Below are 14610 nucleotides of genomic sequence, written 5' to 3' on the forward strand. Positions count from 1 at the left end.
GATATAGTAAAACTGTAACATTATGACTTTTATGGATATATTTACTATTCTGTGACATCGAGTCACAAAATAGTAATAATTAACGAGGCAAGCCTCGAGGTATTAAACCTGAAAGCGAATAAAATTACCATCTAATCGCATAGAATATCCTGTAAATGCCCTTGCACTTTCTTTTATATCTTTCTCAGAATAATGCTTTGCTCCCAAGGTAAAAAGCTCCATTAATTCTCTCGCAAAATTCTCATTAGGTTGTGCTTTTCTATTCTGTTTTAAATTAAGATATTTTACCATTGCTGCTTCTCTAGAAATAGCTTTTACAAAGTCTCTAAAGTTACCAAGCGCATGTGCTCTCAATGTATTATTGTACTGCTGCATAAACACCACATTATTATCTCTGCACACAAAATGATTGGCCCAAAACAAAGTCATCCGTTCTCGTAAAACATCATTTGAAGCAACCATTTTATCAACCCATGCACTATTTAAATCCAAAATGCGCTTTCTGCTTTTTGCAGCCAACTCTTTTAACTTATTTGGGTTAGATTTTAATGTTTTAAAATCTAGATTTTCAAATTCTGAAAGGTCAATTTTTAAAGCTCGTGTATTTTCTGAAGCTAGAAACAATTTATTAACGATAGCATCAACTGATTTTTTAGAATTAGCCTTTATTTGCTCAGGTCGTATACCAAATCCCGCACGCCAATATAGATGTTTGATGTGTTCTTGTTTCATAACATTTTAGACCCTAAATTTTTGATAAGGTTTAATTTAGGAAATATAATTACATAAAAAACCCGCTTCAAAATTGAAACGGTTTTTTACTTTATTATTCTTTAAAAGGTGGTGGCGGACAAACTTTGTAAATATACTTTTGGGGTATTTGTTCTCTAGCTTCAGAATTACTTTCATGATAAAATCCAAATGTATGACCCCACCAACTTTTTAGTGATTCTTTCTGAGTGAATAAATATGGGTTAGTGACCTTATATATTTCGCTAGAGACATCCATGCTTATGATAGCAGTGAAATAATATTTTGCTTCTCCGTCTTCTTTTATTTTAAAAGCAAATAAATTATATGCATAACTGTCTGCTGTTGTTTCTGACTTTTCTATATAACTACCAAATCTAATTGAATCAGGATTATTGTTTAAATCATTCTTGTAAGCAACTAAATCTGAATATCTAAATGTACCTTCAGGCGGTTTTGCATTTTTTAAAAAAGCAATATTACCACTCTTTAATCTAGAAGTAAAAGATTTACCTCTAGCCTCAATTTTTGCATAATCAATGGCAACTTGTGAAAAGACACAAGACAAACAAGAAAAATAAAACAGTATTAAACTCAGTCTAATATAGGGCATAACAGCATTACAAATCAAACTTAATACCTTGCGCTAATGGTAACTCATCAGAATAGTTAATGGTGTTTGTTTGTCTTCTCATATAGATTTTCCAAGCGTCAGAACCAGATTCGCGTCCACCGCCTGTTTCTTTTTCACCTCCAAAAGCACCACCGATTTCTGCACCTGAAGTTCCAATATTAACGTTAGCAATTCCACAATCACTACCTGCAAAAGATAAGAATTTTTCTGCTTCCTTCATTTCGTTTGTCATAATAGCTGATGATAAGCCTTGAGCTACTCCATTTTGTATATCGATAGCATTTTCAACTTCACCAGAATATTTCATTAGGTACAAAATTGGCGCAAATGTTTCATGCTGGACGATTTCAAAATGATTTTCTGCTTCAATGATTGCTGGCTTTACGTAACATCCGCTTTCGTAACCTTCTCCTTCTAAAACACCACCTTCAACTAGAACGTTTCCACCTTCAGATTTTGCTTTTTCAATGGCAGATAAATAGGTGTTCACTGCATCTTTATCGATTAGTGGACCGATATGATTATTTTCATCCAGAGGATTTCCAATCGTCAATTGTTTATAAGCACCAACAATGGCATCACGCACTTTATCGTAAACACTCTCATGAATAATTAAACGGCGCGTAGATGTGCAACGCTGACCACAAGTACCAACCGCACCAAACACAGCACCAGGAACAACCACTTTTAAATCGGCTGTTGGTGTTATAATTATAGCATTATTGCCGCCTAATTCTAATAACGATTTCCCAAAACGCTTTGCAACTGTTGCACCAACAATGCGTCCCATACGTGTAGAACCTGTTGCAGAAATTAAAGGAATTCTAGAATCTGTAGTCATGTATTCTCCTACTTTATAATCGCCATTAACGATACAAGAAATACCTTCTGGTAAATTATTTTCTTTTAAAACACCTGCAATAATATTCTGGCAAGCAACAGCACAAACTGGTGCTTTTTCAGAACCTTTCCAAACACAAGTGTCGCCACAAACCCAAGCCAGAGCTGTATTCCAAGCCCAAACTGCTACTGGAAAATTAAATGCCGAAATAATACCAACAACACCTAAAGAGTGCCATTGCTCACGCATTACATGACCTGGACGTTCAGACGGAATGACTTGACCGTTTAACTGACGAGATAATCCAACTGCAAAATCACAGATATCAATCATTTCTTGCACTTCGCCATAACCTTCTTGCAAAGATTTGCCCATTTCGTAAGACACTAGCTTTCCTAGTGGTTCTTTTAGTTCTCTTAATTTATTTCCAAATTGACGTACAATTTCGCCACGTTGTGGTGCTGGCATTGCTCTAAATGTAGCAAATGCAGATGTTGCTGCATTTATAACTTTATCATAATCTGCTTTAGTTGTTGTAGATACTTTTGCGATTAATTGCCCATCTACTGGCGAGTAGCTTTCAATAAGGTCGCCACTACCAAAATTGTTAGAACCTGTCGAAGTTCCATGATTTATGTCCCTTATTCCTAATTTATCTAATGCTTCTTTTATTCCAAAATCAGTTGCAACTGTTCCCATATATTGTATTGATTTTTGTGTATTTTAATTCGGACGAAGATAAGAATAAATTGTTGCTTAAAAGAAAGCTTCAGTATTCAAAAGTTGCATTAACTTTAAGAACAGTTTAACAACATACTAAAATCTAACCTTAGAAATAACAACGTATCTATTTTAACAAGAATAGGCCTATATCTTGATTTTAAGTAATTCTCATACACGATGAGAATCAGTATTAATTAAAATCCAAAATATTATGTTTTTAAGAATTTTAGCAGTGGTTTGCTTTGCGTTTAGCATTGCACAAGCCCAAGACATCCAGTACGTTTCAGCAGAAAACGGATTAGTAATAAGAGAACAACCAAATCAAGGTGCTACAAAAATTGGCATATTAGATTATGGCACGCCAGTAGAGATTACAGAATACACAGATTTAGCTTTAGATGTAAAGGATAGCAACACAAAAATTTCGGGCAAATGGGTAAAAATAAAAGGTCCAGCCGTAGGCGAATATTTCGAAGATGGCTATGTATTCAACGGTTTTTTAACCGAAGAAAAAATTGAACGTCCGCTCAAAATACCGTTCGATCTTTTTACTTTATATATTGATAAATTTTATACCGATGTAGAACCTGTCATGAGCGAAGTCGAAGGGTTAAATCAGATTTCTAAAGATGACGAAGCGACTATCTTCAAAGTGAAAACAAACAATTCTCCAGAAAATAGATATCTCAAAGTAAAACATCATGAAAAATATAGAGCTATAAAAGTTTTTCAACGCTACAAAAATAACATCGCTGTAACAACTAAAGATGGAAAAACTAAGCTTACAGATTATCAAGATTACACTTCGAGCTGGAAGCCTCTAGAACTATTATTCGCTAACGATAATATTTTTAAGACTATGGCGTATTCTGATAAAGATAGCAAACGTTTTGGCGATATAGATACGGCGAAATTAAACGCTTATTTAAAAACTGAAAATGGTGTTTCCCACAAAATAGTGCCTAGCCAAATTGAACTCAAAGTGGTAATGACAAGCATTGATGGTTACAAGAATGAAAAAAATGTAATCTTTGAGTTACCTTTAAAGGACTAAATCTATCTTTATAATAATTAGGATCAATAATATTCTAAATCATGAAAATCAACAAAATCTTTGCCCTTATCCTCTTCATATTTTTAGCATTATCTTGTAAGGATAATTCAGCAGAAACGGACAATATCTTTAAGTTTAGAGATTACATAAGCTATACAACTTCTGGAGTTGTTTCTGTTGCTGAACCAATAAAAATAACTTTAGCAAATGAAGTTGAAAGCTGGGAAAGTGGCAAAGATTTAAATACTGATTTAGTAAAAATAAAGCCTCATGTTCAAGGTAAACTTCAAGTTTTAAATAAAACTACACTTCTTTTTACACCTGACGAACATTTAGATGCCGACACAGAATATACAGTAACCGTTAATATTGGCGATGTATTAAAAGACATTCCTAAAGAATATAATTCCTACACATTTCAGTTTAAAACAATTGCACCTAGATTCAATATCACAACGTCAAATTTGCAATCGTACAGTAAAAACTGGCAATATGTTTCGGCATATTTACGCTCGGCTGATATTATTAGTATAGACAATGCAAAGCAGCTGGTTGGAGCTTCGCAAAAAAATGAAAACTTGAATTTAGTTTGGAATGAAGTCAATGAAAATTCAAAATATTTCGAATTTAAAATCGATAGTATTCGACGTTATGTCGAAGATAGCAAAGTCAATGTTAAGTGGAATGGTGATGCTATTGATTCCGAAAACGAAGGCGAAAATTCAATTATAATTCTAGGAAAAAACAATTTTTCTATTGTTAAAGCTGAAGTGTTTCAATCTCCAGAACAATATCTATCACTCAATTTTTCTGACCCCTTAAAAAAACAACAGAATTTTTCAGGATTAGTAACTATTCAGAATGTAAAAAAACCAAAATACGTGGTCGATGGCAATGTTTTGAAGGTTTATCCTGATGCCAAATTAGTGGGCGATATTAAAGTTGATGTGTTTACTGGAATTATTAATACCGATGGTTATAAACTGAAAACTAATTTCTCAGAAAAATTGACTTTCGAATCTCTGAAACCTCTAGTAAGATTGATTAGCAACGGTACAATTCTTCCAAATTCAAAAGAATTAAAATTCAATTTTGAAGCGGTTAATTTAAGCAAAGTCGATGTCCGAATTATCAAAATTTTTGAAGATAATATACTTCAGTTTTTACAGTCTAATAACTTAAATAGTAACAACAGATATGGTATTAGAAATGTTGGTCGTCGCATCGCAAAACAAACCATAACTTTAATAGATAACGAAACGCAAAACACCGGTAAATGGAAAGCTTACAGTCTAGACCTCTCAAAATATTTTACAGCAGATGTTGGTTCTATCTATCGTGTGGAGTTGAGTTTTAATCGTGACTATGCGCTTTACGATTGTAATGCAAATGCAAGTATCCCAACCACCGACGAATATGATTATTATGATGACGATTATTATGCTTCCGAAGACCTTACGGAAGAAGAACAAAACCGTCTTGAAGAAGATTATTGGGATAATGTGACTTACGGCTACAAAAACGATAATTACAGATGGCGCGATAAGGATAATCCGTGTACAGATTCGTATTTCAATTATCCAGATAGAACGGTTTCACAAAATTTAATAGCGTCAAATTTAGGCGTCGTTGTTAAAAAAGGCAGCTCAAATACTTATCTATTTGCTATAACTGATATTTTATCTGCAAACCCAGAAAATGGTGTAACCGTAAATCTATATAATTACCAACAACAACTCATCACAAAAGGTATTACTAACGTTGATGGTATCGTAGAAGTTGAAACCGATAAACGGGCTGCTTTCGCGACTATTTCCAAAGGACAAAATACAAGCTACGTTAAACTCTTAGATGGTAATTCTTTATCGCTGAGTAAGTTTGATGTTTCTGGCAAAAAACTACAACGTGGTCTTAAAGGCTATATCTACACAGAACGCGGTGTTTGGCGACCTGGCGATAGTTTGTTCCTCACTTTTGTACTTAATGATAATGCCAATAAATTACCTCAACGTCATCCTGTAAAACTTGAAATTACGGATCCCGTTGGTAAACTCGTACATCGTAAAATTACAGTAAATAACATCAATCATTTTTACAATTTTACGGTACCAACATCCACAGATTACAAAACAGGAAATTACTATGCTAAAGTTTCTGTCGGTGGCGCATCGTTTACAAAAACTTTAAAAATTGAAACCGTAAAACCGAATCGTTTAAAAATTAAAATTGATTTTGAAGATGAAATTCTCACAAACAACACAGCACTTAAAGGCGAATTAAATGTTACTTGGTTACACGGTGCGCCAGCAAAAAATATAAAAGCTGAAGTAAAAGCGAAATTCACCTCTAAATCTACAAGTTTTGAAGGCTATAAAAATTACACTTTTAATGACCCAACCCGAAATTTTAATTCTGAAGAAGTCATTGTTTACGATGGAAATATAGATAGCAAAGGAAATGCAACCGTAAACAGCAAACTCAATATTGGTAAAAACGCACCAGGAATGTTGAATGCTCAATTCTTAGTTAGAGCTTTTGAAAATGGTGGTGATTTTTCTCTAGATTCCTTTACAATGCCTTACGCACCTTACGAAAGTTTCGTAGGTTTAAAATCTCCAAAGGGCAATAACTACGGTTCTTATTTTACAGATAAAAATCACACATTTAATGTCGTAACCGTTAATGCTGAAGGCAAATCTGTACAACGAAAAAATCTTGAAGTTAAAGTCTACAAAGTCGAATGGCGTTGGTGGTGGAATTCCTCGTATGACGACCTAGCAAGTTACGTGTCAAGTAGCTATCACAGACCAATAAAAAACTATATCATAAATACAGATGCTAACGGAAAAGCGAATTTTAAACTCAATATTCCTGATGACGAACGCGGCCGTTTTTTAATAAGAATTGTTGACCCAGAAAGCGGACATGCCACAGGACGAACAGCTTATTTTTACAAAAACTGGTGGCAATCTTCACCTTCATCAGACAAAGAAGCTGCTAAAATATTAGTCTTTTCAGCAGATAAAACCAATTATAATGTTGGCGAAACAGCAAAATTGACATTTCCTTCTGGAACCGAAGGTCGTGCTTTGGTTAGTATAGAAAATGGCTCAGAAGTTATCGATTACCAATGGGTAAAAACAGCAAAAGGCGAAACAACGGTAGATATTCCTATCACGGAAACCATGGCGCCAAATGTATTTGTAAATATTTCATTATTGCAACCACATGACGTTACATCTAACGATTTACCAATTCGTCTTTATGGTGTTATTCCGATTATGATTGAAAACCCTGAAACCCGATTATATCCCGAAATTTCAATGCCAAATAGCATTAGACCTAAGGAATCTTACGAAATAAAAGTGTCTGAAAAAAATAACAAATCAATGACCTACACCATTGCTGTTGTAGAAGAAGGTTTGCTCGATTTAACGCGTTTTAAAACCCCTAATGTTTGGGATAGTTTTTACGCTCGTGAAGCACTTGGTGTAAAAACTTGGGACATTTTCGATAATGTTATTGGCGCCTATTCTGGAAGTATAGATCAAGTATTTGCTATTGGTGGCGATGGCGAAGCGGCTGAAGGGAAAAATAAAAAAGCAAATCGTTTTAAACCTGTAGTTACTTATTTAGGACCTTTTATTCTTAATGCTAACGAAACCAAAACACACAAACTCAAAATGCCAAACTACGTTGGTGCAGTTAGAACAATGGTGATTGCAGGAGATAATTCTGAAGAAGCTTATGGAAATGCTGAAAAATCTGTGCAAGTTAAACAACCATTAATGGTGTTGGCAACCTTACCACGAAAATTAAGCCCTGGTGAAAAAGTGACTTTACCTGTTACTGTTTTTGCTATGGACAAGGAGGTAAAAAACGTGAAATTAAACTTAAAGCTTAGTGATGGTATTTCCGTAACAGGGAGCAAGTCACAGACACTTCAGTTTGAAAATCCTGATGAAAAAATGGCCTATTTTGAATTGGACGTCACCAAAGCAAAAGGCATAAATACCATTGAAGTTATCGCATCAGGAAATGGCGAAACATCATCCTACAAAGTAGAAATTGATGTTGAAAATCCAAATCCAATGTCTTCAAAAGTCATTGATAAGGAACTTCAAGCTAATACAAAACAAGACCTGTATTTTTCAACCTTTGGAGTTTCGGGAACAAATTCAGCTTCGGTTGAATTTTCAACCTTACCTCCAATGGATTTCAATAAACGTTTGGCATATTTAATTCGGTATCCGCATGGTTGTGTAGAGCAAACAACATCTGGAGTTTTTCCACAATTGTTCTTAGCAGATATTTTCGATTTATCATCAAAACGAAAGAAAGAAATTGAAGATAATATTAAAAGCGGCATTAATCGTTTATCAAGTTTCCAAAGACCTGATGGTGGATTAAGTTATTGGATTGGAGAGAGTTCAGCTAACGATTGGGGTACGAGTTACGCAGGACATTTTATGATTGAAGCTGAGAAAAAAGGTTATGTTTTACCTCTGACTTTTAAAAATAATTGGCTACGCTACCAAAAACAAGCAGCTAGAAACTGGCGTCCGAGTTACAGATATTATCATAACGATTTGGCACAAGCTTACCGATTGTACACATTAGCTTTAGCAGGAAGTCCAGATTTAGCGCGTATGAATCGATTGAGAGAATTTACTGAAATTTCTAACGATGCAAAATGGCGATTGGCAGCAGCTTATGCGTTAGCAGGACATAAAGAAGCAAGTGAGTCGATTACTAAATCGGCTAATATAAATTTTCAACCACCAAAAAGTAATTACTACACCTATGGTTCTTTAAATAGAAATCGTGCTATGGCTCTGGAAACTATGCTTGTAACAGATAATCCTAAAGCTGCAGATTTAGCTAAAACTATTAGCAAAGCATTGTCTGGTGATGATTGGATGAGTACGCAAACTACAGCGTATAGCTTATTGGCAATTGGAAAATTAATTACCAAAAATGGAGGAAAAGAATTAAATCTCAAGTATTCTGTCAATGGAAAAACAGAAATAATTTTCACTAAAAACGGTATTGCGCAACGTGACATTGCAGTTGTTGATGGACAGAATACAATCAGTATTGAAAACAACGATAATAACTTAGTTTACGTACGAGTTTTAAATTCTGGTAAGTTAAAGCTTGGTGAAGAATTACCAGTGAAACGAGGTTTTTCAATCTCTACCATCTATAAAGATTTACAAGGCAATAAATTAAACATTTCAAAATTACAGCAAGGTCAAGATTTTGTAGCAACCGTAAGCATAACTAATTTGAATAATGAGCAAGTAAATGATGTAGCGTTGACTCAAATTTTCCCTTCAGGTTGGGATATTGTCAATACCCGTTTTACCGATTTTGGAGATACAACAGTAAGTCAAGCTAGATATACAGACATCCGAGATGACCGCGTAAATTTCTATTTTGATATGAATAGAAAAGGTAAAAATGGAACTAAAACATTTACCGTTTTACTGAATGCCTCTTATTTAGGAACCTATTATTTACCTGGCACACAAGCTGAAGCCATGTACGATAATGATTATTTTGTTAGAAATGAAGGCCGTTGGATTACCGTGGAAAAATAATATCAAATGAAAAACAATAAACCATACTACACCGTAATTTTCACTTCAACTCAAACTGAAAAGATTAAAGGATATTCTAAAATGGTAAATCAAATGGAAGCATTAGCTAAACAACAAGATGGTTATTTAGGTATGGAAAGTGCAAGAAATGAGGTTGGAATTACCGTGAGTTATTGGGAAAGTTTAGAAGCAATAAAACAATGGAAAGCCAACTCTGAACATTTATTTGCTCAGCATAAAGGTCGTGAACAATGGTACAATTGGTATAAGGTTAGAATTTGTAAGGTGGAACGTGAATATGAGTTTGAGAAATAGAAGAATTAATATTGAAATTTCTACACTACATAAAACGCAATAAAATCAAGAGTACTATCGCTCTAATTTTACTCGTAGCTTACTATTTCTGCTTACCCAAAGAACTTTTTAAAGACCCAACTGCAACTGTAATCACAAGTGACTCTAATCAATTATTAGGGGCTTTAATTGCAGATGATGGTCAATGGAGATTTCCAGAGACAGATAGCATTCCAATCAAGTTTAGAACTTGTATTCTTCAGTTTGAAGATGACTATTTTTATGAGCATCCTGGTTTTAATCCTATTTCAATTTTTAAAGCCTTAATACAGAACATTAGCTCTGGCGAAGTAGAACGCGGTGGAAGTACAATTACACAACAAGTGATTCGACTTTCGCGAAAAGGACAAAAACGCACCTATTCTGAAAAGCTTAAAGAACTTGTTTTAGCAACCAGATTAGAATTACGATTGTCTAAAGAAGAAATCCTTAATCTATATGTAAGTCATGCGCCTTTTGGCGGAAACGTCGTTGGTGTTGACGCGGCAGCATGGCGATATTTTAATAGAAATACTTCGGATTTGTCTTGGGCGGAAAGTGCAACTTTGGCGGTGTTACCAAATGCGCCAAGTTTGATTTATCCTGGGAAAAACCAAGAACGTTTATTTAAAAAACGAAATAGATTACTAAAAAAATTGTTTGATAATGGAACTATAGATGCGCTCACTTATAATTTATCTATTGCTGAAGGTTTGCCCCAAAAACCATATCCTTTACCTCAAATTGCACCTCATTTACTTCAGAAAATAGCTAAAACCGAAAAAGGAAATCGCATTACTACAACACTTGATTTTAAATTACAAGGGCAAGCAAATACTGTCGTAGAACAGTATTACAATCAGTTAAAGCAAAATGAAATCCATAATATTTCCATTTTAGTTTTAGATGTAAAATCTCGAAAAGTGCTCACCTACATAGGCAACTCACCTACCGATAAGGAACATCAAAAAAATGTAGATATCATTGACAAACCAAGAAGTACTGGGAGCATATTAAAACCCTTTTTATACGCATCAATGTTAGATGCTGGCGATATTTTACCTAACACTTTAGTCGCTGATATCCCAACGCAATTTGGAAGTTACCAACCTGAAAATTTCAACAAGGAATATGATGGTGCTGTTCCTGCAGATTTAGCGTTATCGCGCTCTTTAAATGTACCTGCTGTACGAATGCTTCAAGATTTTGGCTTGGATAGATTTTATCAATATTTAAAACAACTCGAATTAAAGGATGTAAAATTTAATGCCAATCATTATGGATTATCCTTGATTCTCGGCGGAGCAGAAAGTAACTTGTGGGATTTGTGTAAAAGTTATGCTGCAATGGCTTCCACCTTAAATCATTTCAACGAAAATTCTAGTCAATATTATTCTAACGAATTCTGTGAACCAACCTTTACAAATTCTAAAATAAACTTCGGAAAATTATCTCAAGAGAAAACAGTTTTTGATGCCGCTTCAACCTATCTTACTTTTGAGAGTATGAAACAAGTGAACCGACCGGAAGAAGATGACAGTTGGGAATATTACGATTCTTCACAAGAGATTGCTTGGAAAACAGGAACCAGTTTTGGTTTTAGAGATGCTTGGGCCATTGGCACCACAAAAAAATATGTGGTTGGTGTTTGGGTTGGCAACGCTGATGGTGAGGGCAGACCAGGTTTGGTTGGTGTACAAGCTGCTGCACCAATTCTGTTTGATATTTTCGATTTGTTACCAAAAAGCACTTGGTTTGCTAAACCTTATGACGAAATGATTAAAGTAGATATTTGCAAGAAAAGCGGCTTTAGAGCATCTTCAATTTGTGATGATATCTCTACTCAATTTATTCAACTTAGTGGACAGAAAACACAGCCTTGTCCGTATCATAAACTAATTCATTTAGATGATTTGGAGCAATTTCAAGTCAATTCATCTTGTGATAATATTTCAAATATAAAACTCAAATCTTGGTTTCAGTTGCCACCCTTACAAGCATTTTATTACAAATCTAAAAATCCGTTTTATAAGGAATTACCGCCTTTTAGAAGTGATTGTACAGAAACGGCATCCATTAAGATGGCGTTTATTTATCCGAGCCAGCAAAGCACTATTTTTTTACCTAAAGATTTTGACAGTAACACTAATGAATTGATTCTAAAAGTCGCACACTCTAAACCAGAATTGGAATTGTATTGGTCTATTGACCAAACCTATGTTGGTAGTACAAAAGATATTCATGATATGGCTATTTTACCAAAACCTGGCGAGCATGTTATTACTGTTGTCGATGAATTAGGAAATGAGTTGAAACATAAAATAATAATTTCAGAATAATTAGTTGTATTATGTACTTTTGTAGAACTAACTAATTATTTTTTATGGACACACTTCAATTTATACATTCGGGCTGGGCATATGTTGTTTTAATCGTCTTGATTTTGGCGACACTCAATGCACTTATCAAGTTTTTTGGAAACAAAGAATTTGATGCCAAAGATTTTAGAATTTCACTTTTTGCATTAATTACTATGCATATACAGTTACTTATTGGTATAGTGCTATGGTTTACCAAAGGGTATTTTGGTGAAATGAGTGTTGGCGAGGTTATGAAAAACGATGCCGTTAGAAAGTTAGCTATAGAGCACCCAACAACAATGCTTATTGCGGTTGCTTTGGTGACCATTGGTTACTCTAAACATAAAAAGAAATTAGTTTCTAAACCAAAATTTAAGATGCTTGCTGTTTTTTATACTATAGCTCTAGCCTTGGTTCTATATATGATTCCTTGGAATCTGTGGTTTTAAAACATCTTAGTTGTAACTCTAAGATATGATTACAAAACATTTAATATTAGGTTTTGTCTTTGGAATATCAATGTCATTTATTTCTTGGATTGTTGGGATGATAATAAACAGTATTCTTGTGAAAACTGCTGACTATAAAAAACTATCGAACCTAAATTTTATTAATAGTAAACGGTTGAATAAAGCAATCGGAATCACATACTTTAAATGGATTGTTAAAAATACTTTTTTTAAATTTTTCAATCAGAAACTTAAAATAGAAAACAAAAAAGTAGATTTTAAAGACCTACGATATCAAATGACACTCTCCGAAATAAGTCATTTAATCGGATTCGTTTTTGTTACAGTTTTTGCCATTTATAAATCCTTTAATGTGAGTCTTACTTTTGGAATTTCAATAATGATTCCTAATGTTTTAATGAATTTATATCCTTCTTTATTACAGCAAGAAAATAAAAGGAGGATTGACAAATTTCTAAATAAATAAAAGCTTAAAACATAGAAAAGGCTTCAATTAATTTTGAAGCCTTCTATATATTCTGAAAAGAAATTTATTCTTGAACCTCTTTTATGACATAAACATAAACTGGGAAATGATCACTAAATCCTCCTGTATAACCACCATCTGCAAAACTTCTAAAAGGATACCCTTTCCATCTTCCGCGCTTATTAGTTAAATATTGTTTATTAAAAATTCCTGCTTTGTAAAACCTAAAAGAAGAATAGTCTTTTTCTAACAAAGGTGCAGTAACCATTATTTGATCAAATAAACTCCATGCATCACGGTAAGCTGTTGTTCCTAAGCCTTTCTTTTTAAACATATTCTCGTAAGGATTATAAATACCTTTAAGCTTCACACGTTTTTTATTGGCCTGTGCTTTAAGTACATCTTTTACACTAGCATTTGTTGGGTCATCATTTAAATCACCCATAATTAACACTTTTGCATAAGGATCAATCGACTGAAGAGAATCCACTAAACGTTTGGTCACTTTAGCTGCAGCAACACGCTTTGGTCTACTTCTAGCTTCTCCACCACTTCTTGATGGCCAGTGGTTTACGATTAAATGAATATCATCACCATCTAACTTACCACTAACTAATAACTGATCTCTGGTATATTTACGTTTTCTCGTTACATCGTCATAAATTTTTAACTCATGAGAACTTGAATTTGTAGGCTGAAATAATGCCTTCTGGTATAATAAAGCCACATCAATACTCCGAGCATCTGGTCCTTCAAAATGAATAATACCATAATCCTTGCCTAAGAGAAATGGATTGTTTACAACATCTTCTAATACTTTTCGATTTTCAATTTCGCAAACGCCAATTATTGCTGGAGAATTTTTACTTTGATTACGCCCAATATCTGCTATAACACGAGCCATTCCTTTAATCTTTTTCTCATACACTTCAGGTCTATTTGAAGCTGACATTTCCATCATTGGACTAGCTTCATCAAATTTTTCTGGGTCATTAATTGTATCGAAAAGATTTTCTAAATTATAAAAGGCAATCGTGTGGATTTTAAATTTCTTCGCTTTTTGAGCTGAAGCAACAAATGTGAAAGAAAATGTAAGAAAAACTAAGAGTAATTTTATTGATTTCATTTATTTGTATTATCTAACTGTAAAGCTTACAGCAATTTGGATACCAAAAGTATATATTTCTAATAAATAATGTAACTTAGTCTGCCTTTAATTTTTTGTGTTAAAGGAATCTTAAATTAAATCAATTGAGTTAGTCATTTAATTTCCGTACATTTAAGTCAATAAAATTAGGATAATGGAACAATTTGAAGGACAAGATATACTAAACTTTATAAAAGAATTTCCAAATGATGAGGCTTGCAAAGTCTAT

General features: G+C 33.8%; 10 protein-coding genes. 6 read left to right on the plus strand and 4 right to left on the minus strand.

Features of this window, described 5'->3' with window-relative positions; genetic code table 11:
- Nucleotides 1-102 precede the first annotated feature (102 nt).
- From HKP48_RS09970 to HKP48_RS09980, 3 genes are all read right to left on the minus strand, one after another.
- Entirely contained in the window at nt 103-732 is a 630-nt protein-coding gene (locus HKP48_RS09970) for a DUF1800 family protein (protein WP_296345401.1), read from the minus strand.
- Between the two features lie 94 nt (nt 733-826).
- The gene (locus tag HKP48_RS09975; protein WP_296345403.1) at nt 827-1318 is read right to left on the minus strand and encodes a hypothetical protein; all 492 of its coding nucleotides are present in this window, start codon (nt 1316-1318) and stop codon (nt 827-829) included.
- A 52-nt stretch (nt 1319-1370) separates the two neighbouring features.
- Nucleotides 1371-2924, minus strand: a complete 1554-nt coding sequence (locus HKP48_RS09980) for an aldehyde dehydrogenase family protein (RefSeq protein ID WP_296345405.1) — start codon at nt 2922-2924, stop codon at nt 1371-1373.
- Nucleotides 2925-3159: 235 nt separating this feature from the next.
- Here HKP48_RS09980 and HKP48_RS09985 point away from each other — a divergent pair, with 235 nt between their 5' ends.
- From HKP48_RS09985 to HKP48_RS10010, 6 genes are read left to right on the plus strand one after another with little or no spacing between them, the layout of a single operon-like run.
- The gene (locus HKP48_RS09985) at nt 3160-4002 is read left to right on the plus strand and encodes an SH3 domain-containing protein (protein WP_296345407.1); all 843 of its coding nucleotides are present in this window, start codon (nt 3160-3162) and stop codon (nt 4000-4002) included.
- Nucleotides 4003-4043: 41 nt separating this feature from the next.
- Nucleotides 4044-9605: an MG2 domain-containing protein gene (locus HKP48_RS09990; RefSeq protein WP_296345410.1), complete on the plus strand. Its 5562-nt coding sequence runs from the start codon at nt 4044-4046 to the stop codon at nt 9603-9605.
- Between the two features lie 6 nt (nt 9606-9611).
- Nucleotides 9612-9920 carry an antibiotic biosynthesis monooxygenase gene (locus HKP48_RS09995; RefSeq protein WP_296345412.1) on the plus strand — a complete coding sequence of 103 codons (309 nt, stop codon included), beginning with the start codon at nt 9612-9614 and terminating at the stop codon, nt 9918-9920.
- 8 nt (nt 9921-9928) lie between these two features.
- Nucleotides 9929-12277 carry a penicillin-binding protein 1C gene (gene pbpC, locus HKP48_RS10000; protein ID WP_296345421.1) on the plus strand — a complete coding sequence of 783 codons (2349 nt, stop codon included), beginning with the start codon at nt 9929-9931 and terminating at the stop codon, nt 12275-12277.
- A gap of 44 nt (nt 12278-12321) precedes the next feature.
- Nucleotides 12322-12747, plus strand: a complete 426-nt coding sequence (locus tag HKP48_RS10005; RefSeq protein ID WP_296345414.1) for a hypothetical protein — start codon at nt 12322-12324, stop codon at nt 12745-12747.
- A gap of 25 nt (nt 12748-12772) precedes the next feature.
- A complete protein-coding gene (locus HKP48_RS10010; protein ID WP_296345416.1) occupies nt 12773-13234 on the plus strand; it encodes a hypothetical protein in 462 nt (153 codons plus the stop codon).
- A gap of 64 nt (nt 13235-13298) precedes the next feature.
- Here the strand turns inward: HKP48_RS10010 and HKP48_RS10015 are convergent, their stop codons facing one another.
- The gene (locus tag HKP48_RS10015; protein ID WP_296345419.1) at nt 13299-14360 is read right to left on the minus strand and encodes an endonuclease/exonuclease/phosphatase family protein; all 1062 of its coding nucleotides are present in this window, start codon (nt 14358-14360) and stop codon (nt 13299-13301) included.
- Nucleotides 14361-14610 lie beyond the last annotated feature (250 nt).

The sequence above is a fragment of the Winogradskyella sp. genome, assembly GCF_013042245.1.
In the GTDB taxonomy this organism is placed as follows: domain Bacteria; phylum Bacteroidota; class Bacteroidia; order Flavobacteriales; family Flavobacteriaceae; genus Winogradskyella.

What these genes read in the sequence shown, in the direction of transcription:
- HKP48_RS09970 (WP_296345401.1), bottom strand. Translation starts at nt 732, where the DNA reads ATGAAACAAGAACACATCAAACATCTATATTGGCGTGCGGGATTTGGT.
- HKP48_RS09980 (WP_296345405.1), bottom strand. Translation starts at nt 2,924, where the DNA reads ATGGGAACAGTTGCAACTGATTTTGGAATAAAAGAAGCATTAGATAAA.
- HKP48_RS09985 (WP_296345407.1), top strand. Translation starts at nt 3,160, where the DNA reads ATGTTTTTAAGAATTTTAGCAGTGGTTTGCTTTGCGTTTAGCATTGCA.
- HKP48_RS09990 (WP_296345410.1), top strand. Translation starts at nt 4,044, where the DNA reads ATGAAAATCAACAAAATCTTTGCCCTTATCCTCTTCATATTTTTAGCA.
- HKP48_RS09995 (WP_296345412.1), top strand. Translation starts at nt 9,612, where the DNA reads ATGAAAAACAATAAACCATACTACACCGTAATTTTCACTTCAACTCAA.
- HKP48_RS10005 (WP_296345414.1), top strand. Translation starts at nt 12,322, where the DNA reads ATGGACACACTTCAATTTATACATTCGGGCTGGGCATATGTTGTTTTA.
- HKP48_RS10010 (WP_296345416.1), top strand. Translation starts at nt 12,773, where the DNA reads ATGATTACAAAACATTTAATATTAGGTTTTGTCTTTGGAATATCAATG.
- HKP48_RS10015 (WP_296345419.1), bottom strand. Translation starts at nt 14,360, where the DNA reads ATGAAATCAATAAAATTACTCTTAGTTTTTCTTACATTTTCTTTCACA.